Here is a 19,175-nt window from a genome sequence, read left to right as displayed (position 1 = left end):
ATCCTCCTTTAGCAGTCATACCTTGCGGGCGGGCTTCTCAGAAATAGCCGCTAAAAGAAATGACGTTGGTTGATTTTTTTTAACACTTCGCTATATGAGAGATCTAAGAAATTGACCATGGTAATGGCTGGGGGGGGTAACAGTGATGGAAACAGCCTTCTAATAATTGGTATGACTGCTTTTACGGTCAGGTTAAATAGGGAGGTTTTTGCGTCAGTCAGCTCTTGGTAGTTACGTTCCGAGAGTACATTGGCAGCAAATCCTTCAGGCTGTCGGTCATCGTTAAACTTTTGAAATGTTTGATCGAGGTTATTGCTGTATTTTTTCAGAGTATCAAATAAGAATTGGCAATCTTCAAAGCCAAGATTGACTCCTTGCCCCATAAAAGGAACGATGGCATGTGCAGCATCACCGATCAATAAAATGTTATTTCTAAAAACATAACGGTCACACTCTGCTTTAAACACATATCCTTGCTGTTTCTCCAATATCTCACTCCCGGATTCTTTGATGAATGGGTAAATGTCAGGAAACTGTGCTTTTAAAAAATCTTCAATCTTTTTGGGTGAATCGAGGGATGAAAAACTGATTTTCCCCATTGAGGGTAGAAATAAATTAGCTCTGAAGGAGTGGTTTAAATTGGGAAGCGCAATCATAAAAAAGTCCTTGCGAGGCCAAATGTGGATGGCACCTGGATCAATGGCCCAGGAATTGTTTTTTTCTTTGATGGTAATTTCTTTATAAGTAGAATCTATTAATGAAAATTGGTGTTTAAAAGAGTTTCTTTTTGCCATCAAACTACGAGTTATGGATTTTGCACCATCTGCACCGATGACGGCATCAGCTTCAAGGGTATTTTTCTTGCCAGCCTGAATATAAGTCACATTATTCTTTTTTTGTGAATTATCAATATTGATGCACTCACTATTTAAAAATATTGATACATTGCGAGTCTCTTTCGCTGATTTTAATAATAATTTATGCAATTGACTTCTTTCTACTGAATAGTTGAACCAGGAATTTTTTCCGTATTTTGTCAAACTTATGGGTCTGCCTTTCCGATGAGTGGCTCGACTGTCCATCGGTAACGCAATATCTTTGAATTCCGTTTCCAGCCCTGCTGCTCTCAGTGCTTTGAGACCTCTTGGTGAAATTGACAAATTGATGGTTCTGCAATTATTAGTAGTTTCGGTGTTGATATTCTTTTCCAGTACATGTACAAAAAATCCCAACTCAGCCAAAAATTTTGCTGCCAATAGTCCAACGGGGCCAGCACCGACTATGACAACATCCTGTTTGTCAGGAGCATGTAGCGTGCGACAGGTAAGCATGGGGTCAGGCTCAAAGGTTAACGCTGTTACACCAGGTCTCTGCTGGTTCTTCAAGGTTATTTAGCTGGCCGTATTGTTGACCGGCAAACGTTAACATGAAATGAGCATCACTGCCCATGCCCAGAAATGTCAACCCATCCTGCATCCTTTCTTTGACCTGGGATGCTTCACGGCATAACGTTCCCACCGGGATATTGCGTTTCTTACAACCTTTGATGACTTTCTCGGTAGCACTGACAAAAGTGGGCTCATCACTCCAGAACCTGGCGGGTAATCCAAGGGACATGTGTAAGTCATTTGGACCGATGAAAAAAAGATCTACACCAGGCACATCTAATATTTCGTCGAGGTTATCAATGGATTCTTTCGTTTCTATCTGGATTCCGACAAGAATCTCCTGGTTGGCTGCACTCAGATATTGTGGGCGATTGACGCCAAAACCCAGGTGTGGGGCCAAGCCACCTCCACCTCTTTTGCCATCAGGAGGAAAGCGGGCATAGGCGACTGCTCGTTTAACGTCATCAGCGGTATTTATCATTGGCACGATAATGCCCTGTGCACCACAATCCAGAGCGCTTTTAATATGTTCAATGGAGCCAACCGGTACTCTGACAAGAGGGGTAATACGCCCGTCACTGATATCAGATATGGTCGACATGATGATGGCGGCAGTGGGATAGTCGTAAGGCGTGTGTTCCAGGTCAAGCAGTAGCCAGTGGAAGAAGCCTTGGCCAGCGAGCAACCGGGCTGCATGAAAACTGTTCATTTGTAGCCAGGTTCCGATGGCAAACTTACCCTGTCTTAAGCTCAATAACGTTAGATTTTTGCGCATCAGAGAGTCCTGTATTCAGACATCCTGAAATTCTAGGCAGCATTGACAGAATTTTCCAAATTCGCGATTTCAGGTCCTGAATCCCGATTCCTGATTCCGTCTTCATTCGTTGTTGGCAGGGATGCGTCAATCACTGTCCTGTCACGAAACCATGAGCCAAAATGACCTGTAAGTACTTAAGCAACCGGTTGTACTCCTTCTGGATTTTTAATTCCTGTTAAAACGTATTGCATGGTCAATATTCTTGAATTTCTAATAAAAATCATTCGGAAAATGAAGGAACTTACCTGTAGTTTCTTGGTCAAATAATTAAGGAGTCCTGATTAAATGGATTTTTTATTAAAACGAAATGGAGAAACTTATTATGAAGTCTTATTGGAGAAAAATGATTAACTGTTCAGTGCTGGCTGGACTGTCCTGCGTCGCTATTACAGGACTTAATGCTGACACGTCTGCGCAGGAGCCACCAAAAAAAGTGGATATTGAATTGGCCCTTGAAATGAACGCGAATCCTCCCGCTGAGTTCGTGAATCCCTATGATGGTCAGAGCTCTATGTGTAACGTGCACTCAACTTCATGGAATCATGACGCTTCCTGGCTGGCAGCTGGAGTATCGTGCAAACATAAGCATATTTCGAATACCGCTCATGTACAACTATTACAAAAGGATACATTGATTCGTTTATATATTCGTATTCCATCTGGTGAAAATTTTGATAAAGTCAATGCCGTATTTAGCCCCGATGGTTCATTGTTGGCGGTATCTACGAACGAGAAGGTCATCAGATTTTATGATGCCCATAAAGGTTTTATACTCAAGCATGTGCATGAGCTTGATGATAATTTTCGCCCGAATCCACCTTTTTCTTTCAACTCCGATGGTTCATTATTTGCGGTTGCACGCAGTCATGATGTAAAAGTGTACAGTTTGAAGGGTGATTTTCTGCACACTGGTACGATTAATAATATTGAGCCAGTTGAAATGACTTTTACTTCCGATAAAAACATACTGGCTGTCAAGACTTTCTCTCAGATAAAAACTTTTCATTCAAACGATGAATTTGCAACCAGTGAAGTTGTGAAAACTTCCAAAATGAAAAAACGAAGGTTTTATCGAGGTTTCGCTTCGAGTCCAGATGGTTATTTATTGGCAGCCCCAACTGCTTTCGGTGGAATCAGGTTTATAGATAATAGAACTTGTCAACCAGGAGATCCGTATCAAACGTCTTTCACTCCTATGATATCTGAAGAATACTCACCCTGTTCCGGCAACAGTATGTTCAATCAGGATATTGTCTACCTGGATACTAGTTTCACAACCAGTATGGCATTCAATAATGATGGGTCTCTTTTGGTCGTAGGTGGAAGCGACATTAATGATGGCTCCGGATATGTTAGTGTTTTATCGAAACAGGGATATGGGTGGTCCATAGAACATTCTATCAAAGATCCAAAATCAACAGTTAATAGCGTCAGCTTCAGTCCTGACGGTGAGTTGATGGCGGTGGCCGGGGTTGAGGGAAAAATCTGGTTATACGAAATTAATCCGGTCGAAGACAATTCTGACGAAGTTAACCAAGAAGAAGTTAACCTGGTCAATAAATCCACAACACCTGAACCATCCAACTTGACTACTGAGTACTCAATGTGCACTATTTTCGGCCACTGTAAGTAACGACGGCTCGATCGTAAAAATGATATGAGAGCCAGCTGGTGGCTGAGTTGTATTTCATTAACAACTGTCAAAATCAGTGGCTCTCATTTATCAGATTAACCTATTCAGTAACATGATGGTTTTTTCTTCTCTCTTGAATCCGCCCTAGGAGCCTGACCGAGAATAGCGCCCGTAGCGAGGACGGCAGAAAATTGAGGATGAAAATTCGGTTTTGTGAGGAGAATAGCGAGCTATTTGACGAACAAAAGCGGATTTTCAGACCAATTTGCTGCCGCCGCAGTAGGGCAGTCTATTCTCGGTCAGGCTCCTAGAGGTGATACTTATATTTTGTTGAATTTTAAATGTTAATGTAATGCTGTGCTTATTAATTCAATAGTTGTTTTATACTCACTTTCTAAGTCAAAATTAGTGCATGTTGTTAAAAAAAACTGATCATTTTTTAATGATTCGTAAATTTTTGATAAGTGTTCTTTTGTTTTTTCGGAGATTTCTTCGTCATTGAAGCTGTCTATTTCAAAAAAAAGTTCAGATTGTGGAATACCATATTTTTCTTTATGCCCATGAAATGTAAAGTAACTCCCCCCTTCACCAGACGACATTAGCCCAGTTAAAACTTGCATGATAAATTGAGCATAAGCATCAGGGAGGGGACGAAAAATTTGTTTTTTTGTTTCTTCTATAAAGATGTCTTTTGAAGACGCTGTGCCTGGTTTCTGTCTGGCAAGTAATGATGCGTGATATATCCTCATTAATGCAATATTGTTATTTAACTCTAAATCAGAAGAAATAGGTGTGTCTGATTGATTTAATTGATGTTGTTTTAATCTTATCTCGTCAATAAGGGAGATTAAGCTATTGACCGCACTGTTGAGTGATGCATTGGCATTATATGAATAAAAAACAGAAATAATAAAAATAATTCGACATATTAAAGTTGCTCTGTGATTTTTCATGTGATTCAGGTTTAGTGACTTCGAAAACTACCCCCGAAACGTAGCACTTTTTTATTATTTTTGCAGACTGTTGGAAAACATAGCGCTTGCAGCAAGGGTGGTGAGCGCAGTTAAACTTTCCCTGATTAATTCAAATTCTGTCTTTAACTAAGCCTCTGCCTGGTATTTCAGGAGGCTGACCGGGAATAGACTGTCCTACGCGGCAACTGCTCCTGCGTTGCTCTAGCTCCTGCATCCATGCAGTCGTCGGCAACTGCTCCTGCGTTGCTCTAGCTCCTGCATCCATGCAGTCGTCGGCAACTGCTCCTGCGTTGCTCTAGCTCCTGCATCCATGCAGTCGTGCGGCGCCGCCTCTGAAAAGTGAAAGCGTTTTGACTTTACGAATTGTTCTGGTTGACTCACTATAAAGCTTTCCATCAAAGGGAGGTGCATACAGTGAAGGATGCGAACGGCTGGATTGAAACGCTGTCGCTTGAGCCTCATCCGGAAGGCGGCTTTTTTCGGGAAACTTATCGCTCTGATGAAGTATTAGCCCATGGTAGTCTGCCGGATCGGTTTTCAGGAGAACGAAACTTTTCGACGGCTATTTATTATTTGTTGGAGGGTAAGGATTTTTCCGCGTTTCATCGAATTCAGCAAGATGAAGTCTGGCATTTCTATGACGGTGCATCATTGATTATCCATATTATTGATCCGGAAGGAAGCTATTCCACTGCAAGGCTCGGACGCACCATTCTGGATGGTGAAGTTCCACAGTTTATAGTACCTGCAGGCTGTTTTTTTGCGGTAGAGGTAAGTGATCCTTCTTCGTACGTTCTTTCTGGTTGTACCGTTGCTCCGGGCTTTGACTTTGCGGACTTTGAAATGCCTTCAGCTGAGCAGCTGTTGAATAGCTTCCCTGAGCATGCTGTTCTGATTGAGCGATTGACACGGTAAAAGCTATGAAAACATTTATCGAATGAGCGTAAAACCCCGTACTTTGAGAGGGTGTCGCAAAAGGTCAATTAAAACGCTTCAAGCTTCAAACCGTCATCTCCGCGAAGGCGGAGATCCACTGTTCGTGGTGGGTTCCCGCCTGCGCGGGAACGACGATCTTGATATATCCTGCTGACCATACCCTTTTGCGACACCCTCTTCACGGCGGGGAGGATGTCAATGTAACTGTCCCCTCGAATATCAATATCAATATCAATTCATACAATACTGTTGTCGTTTGGTGTGAGACCTTTGGCGAGTTTATCACTGCGGCCAGGTATCGATAGAATGGAGCCGGACTTGTTGAAGTCCGGCAAAATTCATGGCTTAACTCTCGTTAAACGCCTCGTCCCATTCATCGGCAAAAAGATAACCCAGGGTGTGGGCATTTTTTTCTTCTTTATTGACCGCAAGGAAGATGGTTGCGTTGTATGTAGACTTGTCGTGTATGTCCATGACCACGAGATCATCGTTCTGGGCTTCACCTAACTTGTCGATACAGGTGCTATGGGTCACCAGAATCAGGTTTTTGCCTTCTTCCTTGTATTTGAAAATATCGCTATAAAGGTTCTCTTTACAGCCTTCACGAAGCCAGTTTTGAGTAATGGTCGCTTCCTCACCAAACATCAGGTCAGCAGTCTGGTGGGTTCGTTTGACAGGGCTGTTGTAGACGATGGTTGTTTGCTCGGGTAAGTGATTAAATTTCTGGCCGACGGCAATAGCCTCTGCCTTGCCGGGAACGGTGATACCGGTTTCCCCATCAAGACACAGGTTGTCGGAGCGATCACAGCGTTCAGCGTGTCTGACCAGTGCAACGACATTACCTTGAACCCAGTGAACCTGTAGATCAAACAGTCTTTTATCATTTTCAGCCAGGCTAACAGTGGGCTCAGGCTGCAGAAAGGACCAGGCTGCTGACGCTGAAACGGTCAGACCAGCCAGGGCAATCAATGTCTTTTTAAGCATATAAGGTGTTGTGCGACAATTCTTTGAGAGAGGTAATGTATCGAATCACCGCCTCTCCAAAACAGTGTTAATCAACGCAGAGTAAGCCACATATATTACGGATTTATGACGGAAGCGCACATGGATAGAGAAATGCCACTTGTCGGGTTTGGGCGTGGTGCACTAAAGAATAGGTATAAGTAGCTTGCTGTTTTCTATACTGACGCAGTTCAGACTCCATCGCCCCTGCTCTGAAATCGCAGAGACGATTGAATTCAGGTTACAGAGCCAAGATTGCGGTCAGACAGACCGCGAAATCCAAAGTAACGATAATAACAGCATTCAAAACAAAGGTAGCAGTAGCATTCAAAGCAAAGATAACAGCAGTGGCTCTCGCAGATGAACTATTGAGTGCGCTTTTATCCTGGGCTATTTTTGTACCGGGGTTTGAGCTTGCTCCGGAATCATAGGGTGGGGCGACTGGCTGGCAGATTTCTGTGTCAAAGAATAGCTTGCCTTCAAGGTTGAACAGTCCTCTGCAGGCAGAAAGAGTGGAACCGTTGATAGCAGACCATGTATTCACCATCGGGTTGCGTGTGGGGGTTGACATGACAATGCTGGAACTCACAGGTCTTTCGCACAGTTCTCGTACTTTATGTTCTGACAGTTTTTGTTCGCCAAGATCTTCCAGTGATTTGTGAACTGCTTTCAGGCTGAATGGTTTCAGGGGTTGCCACCATGGATTGACTGCTTGCAGATGGTTACAAACCAGGTTCAGTTCAAGCCCTCCCCAAATGGTTATAGCTGTCCATGTTACACCGATATGATTTGCAATCATGTAAAAACGTGGAAGTCCTGCTTTGATTATTTCGGAACCTTCGATATCTCCGGTAAGAACAAAACCACCTTTGCGAGCAGGGTCGTGACGACTGAAGCCGACATTGGAAATGTCGACTTCGTTGCTGATAATATCCATGCTGCTTCCAGATGCTATTCTAAACTCACCCGCTTCTGCCATATTGCCGATGAAACTGTTCGACTTGACAACTAATGGCTCTGACTGGTTGCTGATCTCGGGAAGATTAATAAATATCCCATGATCCGGAATTAAATGTGGGAAATAGTGGTTGTTAATCGTGCTGTATTTTTCACCTGTGATCAGGTTGACAGAGAACTGCAAGCCCGGACCCCGGATCTCACCATTGGCAGACGCATCCAGAGATTTTCTGCAGTCAAGGACAACTGCGGCACGGATGGGAAGATGAAAAATGTTCCCTTCTAAAATCAGTTTCCGGTTGTAGCACTCTGCAAAAACAATGGAGTCAATTGAGGGGTGGTTATTCTCTCGGTCTGGCTGAAAATTAACGTGTTTTATATTGCTGTTTTTTGTTTCACCAGGCTGGAAATTGTCAGTGGTTCCGATCCTGACCATATATTTGTCTTTATATCCCGGTCGATCCCTGATGATGATATCAAAACCATTTTCGGCTGCTCCAATAATGTCCTGACCGTTTTTCAAACGTATTGCACTGCTAATAAAGTATTCAACCGGAGTTACAACAGGTGCTGTCGTATGTAAAGAGCTATCCGATGGAGAGGGTGTCATTGGCATGACCATTTCAGAGGAGAGCAGTATAACAGTGTTCTCAGGTATCCGTTCTATCAACTCATTTAAATTCTCGGTCGGTTTGGCACTGAGAATAGTACACTGTCGTTTGTTAACAAGTGCTGAATCCATTTTTAGCCGTTGCTGAAGCACCGTCGAATGCTCTGAGAGGAGGGGCTTGGGGTCAAGCAGAGAGTCGCAGTCGACTATCGTAAGGGGTGTAGAAGAGGAGACCGTTGGAGATTGAGTCGACGCTTCGAGCTGTTGAATCAGAGTTTGTAACAGGAATACTGGGGCGATGAATCGGGTCAACAAACACTGCTGATTAATCATGTTCTGAACTTCCAAAGAAATTTAGAAGGGAAGCCTAGACGCCGTAGCTATATCTATCCATCCAAATTATGCGCAAGTTTTCGAGGATAAGGCACGATGATTCTCGCGCTTGACCAGCTAAAGTCGGTCAAGCGCGATTGGCGTCAGCTGCCTTCCTTGGAGAGTTCAGAAATTTCTTTCAGGCGCTCCAGAACTTTGTAATTGATGGAGTCTTTTGTGTACTGACCACGACTGTTCAGTGTGCCAGGCTTGCAACCGGTCAGAAGCTCCATGGCTTCGTCAGCATGATTGACTGCATAAACACTGAAATTGCCTGCTTTTACAGCATCGACCACTTTCTGGTGGAGCATCAGGTTTCGGAGGTTGGTGGCAGGGATAATGACGCCCTGCTCACCTGTCAGGCCACGGGCGTTACAAAGATCAAAGAAGCCCTCAATCTTTTCATTAACACCGCCAATTGCCTGAACTTCCCCATGCTGGTTCATGGAGCCGGTGACGGCAAAACCCTGTTTGATAGGCGTATTGGTCAGAGCGGACACCAGGCAGCAAAGTTCAGCCAGAGTGGCGCTGTCACCATCAATATAACCGTAGGATTGCTCCATGGTCAGGCTGGCCGAGATAGCCAGAGGGAATTTCTGGGCGTATTTGCTGCCCAGATAGCCAGTCAGGATCATAACCCCCTTTGAATGAATGGCCTGACCCAGAGAGACTTCCCGTTCAATATCGACAATCCCCTGGGATCCCGGGTAGACGGCTGCCGTAATTCTGGCTGCAGAACCAAAGCTGGTATCCCCGATAGACATGACAGTGAGCCCGTTGATCTTGCCGATCTTTTCTCCTTTGGTATCGATCAGGATGCTGCCTTCAATCATCTCGTCGAGAATCTGTTGGCTGACACGTCCGGTGCGCTCAGACTTGGCGGCCAGGGCCCGGTCAATATGTTCGTTGTTGATCTTGCGGCCACGGCTCATACGACGAATGAAGTCTGCTTCTGCCAGCAGGTCGAACAGATCGCCTATCCTGGCAGACATCTCACCCTGGTGTTCAGCCATTCTCGAACTGTGTTCGACGAGGCGGGCAACGGCCGCAGCCGTCAGGGCCGGGTAGTTTTCATCATCTGCACGGTTTTTTAACAGTTGGGCAAAAGCATGTACCGATTCCCTGTCTCGTGTAATCCGGTCATCAAAATCGACCAGAACTCTGAATATTTCGTGGAAATCCGGATCAAGCTGTTGCAAGAGGTAATAAATATCTCTGGAACCGACAAGGATGATCTTGATGTTGAGAGGGATGGACTCCGGGTTCAGGGTAATGGTGTTGAGCAGCCCCATCTCTGAGTACGGAGATTCAATAGTCAGCTCTTTCTGTTTCAGGGCTCTTTTTAGTGCTTCCCAGACAAAAGGTTCTTCCAGCAACTTGTTAGCGTCCAGCAACAAGTAGCCACCATTGGCTTTATGCAGAGAACCAGGGCAAATCTGTCGGTAATTGGTCACCAGGGCACCCATCTCGCTGGCGTATTCAATACGACCAAACAGGTTCTTGTAGTTAGGGTGAGACTCATACACGACGGGTGCAGCACCGCTGGCAGAATGGCCAATCAGCAGGTTGGGTGCATAGAGTTCAACCAGTGACTGTCGTTTGCTTGAGTCATCCTTGGACTCCATGTTGCGGTCATCAGCAAGAATATCAATAACGGTGCGGTGCAGGTGATTTTTAACGGCCTCAAGATACCCCAGCACCGACTTCTGATTGTTGTACTTTTTATTCAGGGGTTTGAGCAGAGGTTCCAGGGCCTGGTCAATGGTTTCCTGATTGAGCTTTTGTAGTTTCTCGTTGGATTCCCTTTTCCATTGCGGAAGTTCAACCAGTGAGTCGTTCAGTATTGATTCCAGTTCACTGATGTCTTTATTGAATTTGGACCGTTTTTTATCCGGGAGCTGGGCAAATTCGGTTTCGTCCATCGCCTTACCCTCATGCATAGGGGTAAAGCTGAGGGAACCCGCTTCGCGAAACAAGGCAATGTTCCGTTTCAGGGCTTCCTGTTCAATCTGATCAATGGCGTGGTCATAGCTTCGGTTGAAATCACGCTCAATAACGCTTTTCTTTTGCTGATAGGTCGGGTTTTCAAACGCTGCCGGAAAGGTCAGCATGAGACTGTCAACAAACTGATCAAAATCTTTCTGCAAAGGCTCGCCCGCTCCTGCGGGAAGCGTCAAAATCTTTGGTTCACGAGGAGTGTCGAAGTTATTGATATAAATCCAGTCGTCAGGTGGCGTCTGGAGCTTGGCTTCAGATTCCAGATATTTTCTCAGGTAGGACATCCTGCCTGTACCGGACTCCCCCATCACATAGATGTTGTAGCCCGTTCGGTGCATTGCTACGCCGAATTGAATGGCACTGGTTGCTCTTTCCTGGCCGAGGATACCCGCATATTTCTCAAGATCGTCGGTGGACTTGAACCCAAGTTCTTTGACCGGCTGTTTCGCAATGAGTTGACTGGTTGAAAGTTTAAGCTTTTTCACTAAGGCCTGCCGTTAACTAATGAGTTCTCTGGGTCATTTCTACGTCGCAGAGCACCATAGGATCAATCATAAGCCGCTCTGCTTTGATGGATTCTTAACCTGCCGGAAAAACCATTAGCCGGTAGGCTGCCAGGTCATCAGTCTCTTTGGATAACCCGTACGGATAGCATAATGCTTTTTTTATCTAACTGTCATGAATTCTGTTGCCAATTGAGGTTGGAGGATAAAAGCGGCTTTTTTAGCGGTTATTTGTTACAAGAACTTGCTTCTAATTTTCTGAGTAATAGCGTTAACTTAAATGATGAGATGTTCAGTGTCGATCGTTGAAGTGACATTGAGTAAAAGTGTGGGATTGCTTCAGAACAAAATGTAGTACGTAAGTTTTATATCGTTTGTGTATGCATCTTTGCGAAGGTCCTCTGAGGTTGCCAGGAAATTGAGGTCATCATGTTGAGATTTCTGTCATGCCTGCTAACAGTTTTTTTTATTTTTTCATTTCACAGTGCTCAGGCTTCACCGCAGCTGGTTAAAGAGTTGCAGAAACTGGTAGGGGGGTTACCACCGGGTAGTGTTCACTCCATTCAGGTCAAAGACCCTGCCAGTGGCCGGGTTGTTTTTGAACAGGGGGCTCATCACAATCTGGTGCCTGCCAGCGTTCTGAAAGTAGTGACGGCCACACTGGCTTATGAGGTTCTGGGCGATAAATTTCAATACACTACCCAGCTCGTAACCCGCGACCGACCTATCCGAAAAGGTATTGTTAATGGGCCCGTAGCTCTTGTGTTCAGTGGTGATCCCTCTTTGAGACGGAAACATCTGGATGAGCTTGTTGGCCAGCTGAAAAAGCGGGGGGTCAAATCTATTCATGGAGACCTCTGGCTGGATGGAGCTGTCTTTACAGGCTATGACCGCGCTGGTGGCGTCAGCTGGGATGATCTGAACATCTGTTTTGCAGCACCGGCAGCCGCCATGATTCTGGACCGGAACTGTTTCTACGGCTGGCTGAAACCAGGCAAAAAAGAAGGTTCCAGAACGTCCATCCAATACGATCAGCCAGACTGGTTTCTGGCCATTGATAATCAGGTACGCACCCATTCTGAAGAAAATTGCCGTCTTGAAGTTCGCCCCTCAAGGGATAAGGAGTACCGTCTACAGGGCTGTATCAGCCCCAAATCATCGCCTGTTCGCCTCGCTTTTTCTGTGAACAATGTAGAGAGAACGGTTAAGCGGTATGTGAAAGATCGGCTGCAAAAAAAGGGTGTCGAATTAAAAGGCAGAGTCATTGTGGGTCGTCCCGGGATGGATTTGCCTTTTGTTCTGGCAGAACATAGATCCGAGTTTTTACCGCAGCTACTCAAACCGGTGTTAAAGAATTCTGACAACCTGTACTCTGACAGCATTCTGAAAACAGTAGGTTACGAAACCTCTGGCAAGCCGGGATCTTATGCCTCAGGTATTGAAACAGCGCGGGAAGTTCTGGGAGGCAAAGGTGTTGGTTTTCGAACCAGCAGGTTGGTAGACGGTTCCGGGCTTTCCCGATACAACTTTATCAGTGCGTCGACCCTGGTTGATGTGCTGATGTTTGGTTGGTCACGATGGGGGGAAAAAAGTCCTTGGCTGAGCGCTCGTGATCGTAAGGAAATGTGGTTCAAAACCGGTTATATGAGTGGCGTCAGCAGTGTGGCTGGTTATGTATTCCAGCCTGATGGAAAGCCCTTGGTGTTTGCTGTGATCCTTAATGGTCTGATGCCTCCTCTACCAGCCAGTCGTGAACAAATGAAAGCTTTTCGCAAAGACATCAGAGTTTTCCGTCGTTCATTTCTAAAAGCTTTGTCCAAGGAAGGAAAGGTCTGAATCATGCTTTCCCCCCCCCTTTCGAAGTGGCTTCCATTATCCATGAGTGAGTCATTGTTGTCTGCGGTAGGTGTTTGCCGTTGTTGCTATCTTTGATCCCGCAATTATAATGCGCCTCCACTGAATGGTGCATGGCTCTTAACGGGCACGCAACGATCCATTGCAACAACGTTTAAAACGGTGATTGACAATTGTATCGAACAGCGTAGAATGCACCGCCGCTGAGACAGAAACGCAACGCTCACTGAGTGAACGAATGCGGTCCCGGCAAGTTGAAAAGTGGCTTGAAAAACAGGTGCTTGACAACAACCAGCGCCAAGGTAAGATGAGCGCCTCGCTGAACAGCGCTGACCGCTGGTTCAGCCGGTTAAAACCTTCTTGTTTTAATCCAGTTCTTTAACAAATTATCAGACAATTCGTGTGGGCGCTTGTGTGAATAGCATCGGTCAACAGAGCTTTGCTCTGAAATGATTTAAATGCTGATCAAGCAAGCGAACATACCCTTAAATTCTATGAGAATTTATCTTCTCATAAAGAGTTTCATGTACGTTTAATTGCAAATGATTGAGCAGCGGACTGTTTTCGGACAGGAAGCAAAACGATTTAAACTGAAGAGTTTGATCATGGCTCAGATTGAACGCTGGCGGCAGGCCTAACACATGCAAGTCGGGCGGTAACATTTCCAGCTTGCTGGAAGATGACGAGCGGCGGACGGGTGCGTAACACGTAGGAATCTGCCCGGTAGTGGGGGATAGCCCGGAGAAATCCGGATTAATACCGCATACGTCCTACTCTTTTTCGGAAGAGGGGGGAAAGCAGGGGACTCTTCGGAACCTTGCGCTATCGGATGAGCCTGCGTCGGATTAGCTGGTTGGTGGGGTAAAGGCCTACCAAGGCGACGATCCGTAGCTGGTCTGAGAGGATGATCAGCCACACTGGGACTGAGACACGGCCCAGACTCCTACGGGAGGCAGCAGTGGGGAATATTGCACAATGGGCGCAAGCCTGATGCAGCCATGCCGCGTGTGTGAAGAAGGCCCTAGGGTTGTAAAGCACTTTCAGCGAGGAGGAAAGGTTCAAGGTTAATACCCTTGAGCTGTGACGTTACTCGCAGAAGAAGCACCGGCTAACTCCGTGCCAGCAGCCGCGGTAATACGGAGGGTGCGAGCGTTAATCGGAATTACTGGGCGTAAAGCGTGCGTAGGCGGCTTGTTAAGTTGGATGTGAAAGCCCCGGGCTCAACCTGGGAACGGCACCCAAAACTGGCAAGCTAGAGTGCGGAAGAGGAGTGTGGAATTTCCTGTGTAGCGGTGAAATGCGTAGATATAGGAAGGAACACCAGTGGCGAAGGCGACACTCTGGTCTGACACTGACGCTGAGGTACGAAAGCGTGGGGAGCAAACAGGATTAGATACCCTGGTAGTCCACGCCGTAAACGATGTCTACTAGTCGTCGGGGATCTTGCATTTCTGGTGACGCAGCTAACGCGATAAGTAGACCGCCTGGGGAGTACGGCCGCAAGGTTAAAACTCAAATGAATTGACGGGGGCCCGCACAAGCGGTGGAGCATGTGGTTTAATTCGAAGCAACGCGAAGAACCTTACCTGGCCTTGACATCCTGTGAACTTACTAGAGATAGTTTGGTGCCTTCGGGAACGCAGTGACAGGTGCTGCATGGCTGTCGTCAGCTCGTGTCGTGAGATGTTGGGTTAAGTCCCGCAACGAGCGCAACCCTTATCCTCAGTTACCAGCACTTCGGGTGGGCACTCTGGGGAGACTGCCGGTGACAAACCGGAGGAAGGTGGGGACGACGTCAAGTCATCATGGCCCTTACGGCCAGGGCTACACACGTGCTACAATGGTGCATACAGACGGTTGCCAAGCCGCGAGGTGGAGCTAATCTGAGAAAGTGCATCGTAGTCCGGATTGGAGTCTGCAACTCGACTCCATGAAGTCGGAATCGCTAGTAATCGTGAATCAGAATGTCACGGTGAATACGTTCCCGGGCCTTGTACACACCGCCCGTCACACCATGGGAGTGGGTTGCTCCAGAAGTAGCTAGCTTAACCTTCGGGAGAGCGGTTACCACGGAGTGATTCATGACTGGGGTGAAGTCGTAACAAGGTAGCCCTAGGGGAACCTGGGGCTGGATCACCTCCTTAAACGAAGGCCGACCTTCCATAAGCGTTCACACGAATTGTTTGATTATCAGTTGACAGTGGTCAGTGACCAGTTGTCAGTTGTTAGTTTTGTTCTTTAACAATGTGGAATCCAAACTTAAATTAAGCTGAGTTGATTTAAAAGGCATTAGTCTTTTAATGAAATTCTTGCTGAGACACTCTCAAGTGTAGGGCGTATCAGTGGCCGGTTGTCAGTTGACAGTTGCCGGTTACTGAAGATCGTTAAAGGTAGTTATTGCCTATAACCATCAGTTGCCACGAATCGACTGACCACTGGTCACCGACAACTGACAACTGAGATCTCGAAGAGATCGTTTTGGGTTATATGGTCAAGTGACTAAGCGTACACGGTGGATGCCTTGGCAGTCAGAGGCGATGAAGGACGTGGTAATCTGCGAAAAGTCTTGGGGAGCCGATAAACAGGCGTTGATCCAGGAATGTCCGAATGGGGAAACCCACTCACACAAGTGAGTATCCTTTACCTGAATACATAGGGTTTAGGAGGCGAACCCGGGGAACTGAAACATCTAAGTACCCGGAGGAAAAGAAATCAACCGAGATTCCCCCAGTAGCGGCGAGCGAACGGGGAGTAGCCCTTAAGCAATTTTTGGTTTAGCGGAACACTCTGGAAAGTGTGGCCATAGTGGGTGATAGCCCCGTACGCGAAAAGCCATTGATTGTGAAATCGAGTAGGACGGCACACGTGAAATGTTGTCTGAACCGTCTTTTCGGAGACAAGGGGGGACCATCCTCCAAGGCTAAATACTCCTGACTGACCGATAGTGAACAAGTACCGTGAGGGAAAGGCGAAAAGAACCCCGTTGAGGGGAGTGAAACAGAACCTGAAACCGTGTACGTACAAGCAGTGGGAGTCAGTGGTCAGTTGTCAGTTGTCAGTTGCCAGTAGGCAAGCGACAGCAGATGACTGATTACCAGGTCGTCAAGTTGGAAAATACGGGCAGATTTGCAGAGGTGTTGAAATTGACGCTGAACAAAACTGACCACCGACAACTGACAACTGGCCACTGATGACTGCGTACCTTTTGTATAATGGGTCAGCGACTTATTTTCTGTGGCAAGGTTAACCGTATAGGGAAGCCGTAGCGAAAGCGAGTCTTAACAGGGCGTCCAGTCGCAGTGAATAGACCCGAAACCGGGCGATCTATCCATGAGCAGGTTGAAGATCAGGTAACACTGATTGGAGGACCGAACCCACTGTCGTTGAAAAGCCAGGGGATGACTTGTGGATAGGAGTGAAAGGCTAATCAAGCCCGGAGATAGCTGGTTCTCCTCGAAAGCTATTTAGGTAGCGCCTCGTGTCTCACCATCGGGGGTAGAGCACTGTTTGGGCTAGGGGGCCATCCCGGCTTACCAACCCCATGCAAACTCCGAATACCGATGAGTGCAATCACGGGAGACACACGGCGGGTGCTAACGTCCGTCGTGGAAAGGGAAACAACCCAGACCGTCAGCTAAGGTCCCAAAGTAATAGTTAAGTGGGAAACGATGTGAGAAGGCCCAGACAGCCAGGAGGTTGGCTTAGAAGCAGCCACCCTTTAAAGAAAGCGTAATAGCTCACTGGTCGAGTCGGCTCGCGCGGAAGATGTAACGGGGCTCAAACTATTCACCGAAGCTACGGGGTTCAGTTGTCAGTTTACAGTTGTCAGTTGGCAGTATGAGAAGTAAGTATGCAGCGATTTGAAGATTTAGAAGTATTTCAACGGGCCTATAAGCTTTCTTTGAAAGTTCACAAGCTCTCGCTGGAATTTCCGAGAATTGAACAAATGCATGGACTTGCTGATCAGATGCGCAGAGCCAGTAAAGGAATCTGTGCAAATATTGCTGAAGGACATGGGAAACTGATCATCTCAAAAGCAGAGTTTCGAAGGTTCATATTGATGGCTATCGGATCATCTGACGAAATGAGAGTTTGGTTAAGGTACTGCCTTGATCGTCAATTACATTGACGATCAGCAATGGCAAGACCTCAAAACCGAATACAACCAAGTCAGTAAGATGTTGGTTAGTTTGCACAAGAGTTTTAAATAACTCAGTTCAAACTGACAACCGACAACTGCAAACTGACAACTGAACCGGTAGAGGAGCGTTCTGTAAGCCGTTGAAGGTTCACCGGAAGGTGGGCTGGAGGTATCAGAAGTGCGAATGCTGACATGAGTAACGATAAAGGGAGTGAGAGGCTCCCTCGCCGGAAGACCAAGGGTTCCTGCGCAACGCTAATCGGCGCAGGGTGAGTCGGCCCCTAAGGTGAGGTCGAAAGACGTAATCGATGGGAAACAGGTTAATATTCCTGTACCCCTTTTGACTGCGATGGAGTGACGGAGAAGGCTAGGCCAGCAGGGCGATGGTTGTCCCTGTTTAAGGTCGTAGGCTGTGGACTCAGGCAAATCCGGGTTCACAAAGCCGAGAACTGATGACGAACCCACCAAGGTGGGGAAGTGGTTGATGCCAGGCTTCCAGGAAAAACTTCTAAGCTTCAGGTCAAAAGGGACCGTACCCGAAACCGACACAGGTGGTCAGGTAGAGAATACCAAGGCGCTTGAGAGAACCTGGGTGAAGGAACTAGGCAAAATGGCACCGTAACTTCGGGAGAAGGTGCGCCCCTTTTGGTGACCGGACTTGCTCCGTAAGCTGAAGGGGGTCGAAGATACCAGGTGGCTGCGACTGTTTATTAAAAACACAGCACTGTGCTAACACGTAAGTGGACGTATACGGTGTGACGCCTGCCCGGTGCCGGAAGGTTAATTGATGCTGTTATCGCAAGAGAAGCGGTTGATCGAAGCCCCGGTAAACGGCGGCCGTAACTATAACGGTCCTAAGGTAGCGAAATTCCTTGTCGGGTAAGTTCCGACCTGCACGAATGGCGTAACGATGGCCACGCTGTCTCCACCCAGGACTCAGTGAAATTGAAATCGCTGTTAAGATGCAGTGTATCCGCGGCTAGACGGAAAGACCCCGTGAACCTTTACTACAGCTTCACAGTGGATCTTGATGTTGCTTGTGTAGGATAGGTGGGAGGCTTTGAAGTGTGGACGCCAGTCTGCATGGAGCCAACCTTGAAATACCACCCTGGCAATATTGAGGTTCTAACCCAGGTCCTTTAGCAGGATCGGGGACATTGTGTGGTGGGTAGTTTGACTGGGGCGGTCTCCTCCCAAAGAGTAACGGAGGAGCACGAAGGTTGGCTAAGCACGGTCGGACATCGTGCGGTTAGTGTAATGGTACAAGCCAGCTTGACTGCGAGAGGAACATCTCGAGCAGGTACGAAAGTAGGTCATAGTGATCCGGTGGTTCTGAATGGAAGGGCCATCGCTCAACGGATAAAAGGTACTCCGGGGATAACAGGCTGATACCGCCCAAGAGTTCACATCGACGGCGGTGTTTGGCACCTCGATGTCGGCTCATCACATCCTGGGGCTGAAGCCGGTCCCAAGGGTATGGCTGTTCGCCATTTAAAGTGGTACGCGAGCTGGGTTTAGAACGTCGTGAGACAGTTCGGTCCCTATCTGCCGTGGACGTTGGAAGTTTGAGGAGAGCTGCTCCTAGTACGAGAGGACCGGAGTGGACGAACCACTGGTGTTCGGGTTGTGTCGCCAGACGCATTGCCCGGTAGCTAAGTTCGGACGGGATAACCGCTGAAAGCATCTAAGCGGGAAGCCCCCTTCAAGATGAGACTTCCCTGGCCGCAAGGCCCATAAGAGACGTTGAAGACTACGACGTTGATAGGCGGGGTGTGTAAGCGTTGTGAGGCGTTGAGCTAACCCGTACTAATGACTCGAGAGGCTTGACCATATAACGCCAAAGCGATTTGCGCAGCGAAGCTGCGGGTTTTAAGGCTTTAAAGCTGTAAGGCTGTAAGGTTTTAAGACAAGCCATACATAAAGAGTGTGAAGCAAGAGAAAGCTTATTTAGACAGGATTCCAGAACCGGTTTCAAAATCAACTTTAAAGC

The 19,175-nt window shown here is 46.9% G+C and carries 10 protein-coding genes and 2 rRNA genes; 6 read left to right on the top strand and 6 right to left on the bottom strand.

Annotated features, from left to right (window positions below; translation table 11 throughout):
- Positions 1-50: 50 nt before the first annotated feature.
- Together ACOJUN_RS02460 and ACOJUN_RS02455 are read right to left on the bottom strand one after the other, a co-directional pair.
- Positions 51-1,385: an FAD-dependent oxidoreductase gene (locus ACOJUN_RS02460; RefSeq protein WP_422135087.1), complete on the bottom strand. Its 1,335-nt coding sequence runs from the start codon at positions 1,383-1,385 to the stop codon at positions 51-53.
- Positions 1,342-2,163 carry an HpcH/HpaI aldolase family protein gene (locus tag ACOJUN_RS02455; protein ID WP_422135086.1) on the bottom strand — a complete coding sequence of 274 codons (822 nt, stop codon included), beginning with the start codon at positions 2,161-2,163 and terminating at the stop codon, positions 1,342-1,344. The genes ACOJUN_RS02460 and ACOJUN_RS02455 overlap by 44 nt, the downstream gene beginning before the upstream one ends.
- A 364-nt stretch (positions 2,164-2,527) precedes the next feature.
- Here ACOJUN_RS02455 and ACOJUN_RS02450 point away from each other — a divergent pair, with 364 nt between their 5' ends.
- On the top strand, positions 2,528-3,838 hold the full coding sequence (locus tag ACOJUN_RS02450) for a WD40 repeat domain-containing protein (protein WP_422135085.1): 1,311 nt from the start codon (positions 2,528-2,530) through the stop codon (positions 3,836-3,838).
- 344 nt (positions 3,839-4,182) lie between these two features.
- Here ACOJUN_RS02450 and ACOJUN_RS02445 read toward each other — a convergent pair whose 3' ends face one another.
- Positions 4,183-4,791, bottom strand: a complete 609-nt coding sequence (locus tag ACOJUN_RS02445) for a hypothetical protein (RefSeq protein ID WP_422135084.1) — start codon at positions 4,789-4,791, stop codon at positions 4,183-4,185.
- Between the two features lie 435 nt (positions 4,792-5,226).
- Between ACOJUN_RS02445 and ACOJUN_RS02440 the strand changes: the two genes are divergently transcribed.
- On the top strand, positions 5,227-5,727 hold the full coding sequence (locus ACOJUN_RS02440; protein ID WP_422135083.1) for a cupin domain-containing protein: 501 nt from the start codon (positions 5,227-5,229) through the stop codon (positions 5,725-5,727).
- Between the two features lie 158 nt (positions 5,728-5,885).
- Positions 5,886-6,053, top strand: coding sequence for a DM13 domain-containing protein (locus ACOJUN_RS02435; RefSeq protein ID WP_422135082.1), 168 nt, complete (start codon positions 5,886-5,888; stop codon positions 6,051-6,053).
- A gap of 40 nt (positions 6,054-6,093) precedes the next feature.
- Here ACOJUN_RS02435 and ACOJUN_RS02430 read toward each other — a convergent pair whose 3' ends face one another.
- From ACOJUN_RS02430 to ACOJUN_RS02420, 3 genes are all read right to left on the bottom strand, one after another.
- A complete protein-coding gene (locus ACOJUN_RS02430) occupies positions 6,094-6,732 on the bottom strand; it encodes a histidine phosphatase family protein (protein ID WP_422135081.1) in 639 nt (212 codons plus the stop codon).
- 259 nt (positions 6,733-6,991) lie between these two features.
- On the bottom strand, positions 6,992-8,650 hold the full coding sequence (locus tag ACOJUN_RS02425; RefSeq protein ID WP_422135080.1) for a hypothetical protein: 1,659 nt from the start codon (positions 8,648-8,650) through the stop codon (positions 6,992-6,994).
- Between the two features lie 143 nt (positions 8,651-8,793).
- Positions 8,794-11,172, bottom strand: coding sequence for a Lon protease family protein (locus ACOJUN_RS02420; protein ID WP_422135079.1), 2,379 nt, complete (start codon positions 11,170-11,172; stop codon positions 8,794-8,796).
- Positions 11,173-11,619: 447 nt separating this feature from the next.
- Between ACOJUN_RS02420 and dacB the strand changes: the two genes are divergently transcribed.
- The 3 genes from dacB (at position 11,620) to ACOJUN_RS02405 (ending at position 19,016) form a co-directional block, all read left to right on the top strand.
- Positions 11,620-13,026, top strand: coding sequence for a D-alanyl-D-alanine carboxypeptidase/D-alanyl-D-alanine endopeptidase (gene dacB / locus ACOJUN_RS02415; protein ID WP_422135078.1), 1,407 nt, complete (start codon positions 11,620-11,622; stop codon positions 13,024-13,026).
- Positions 13,027-13,631: 605 nt separating this feature from the next.
- A 16S ribosomal RNA gene (locus tag ACOJUN_RS02410) occupies positions 13,632-15,188 on the top strand.
- Positions 15,189-15,533: 345 nt separating this feature from the next.
- Positions 15,534-19,016, top strand: a 23S ribosomal RNA gene (locus ACOJUN_RS02405).
- The 16S and 23S rRNA genes sit together here, the layout of an rRNA operon.
- The last annotated feature ends 159 nt before the right edge of the window (positions 19,017-19,175 follow it).

This window comes from Endozoicomonas sp. ALD040, from assembly GCF_049275945.1.
Lineage (GTDB): Bacteria > Pseudomonadota > Gammaproteobacteria > Pseudomonadales > Endozoicomonadaceae > Endozoicomonas_A.
The sequence above is the reverse complement of the archived record's forward strand: the minus strand, read 5'-3'. Positions and strand labels throughout refer to the sequence as shown.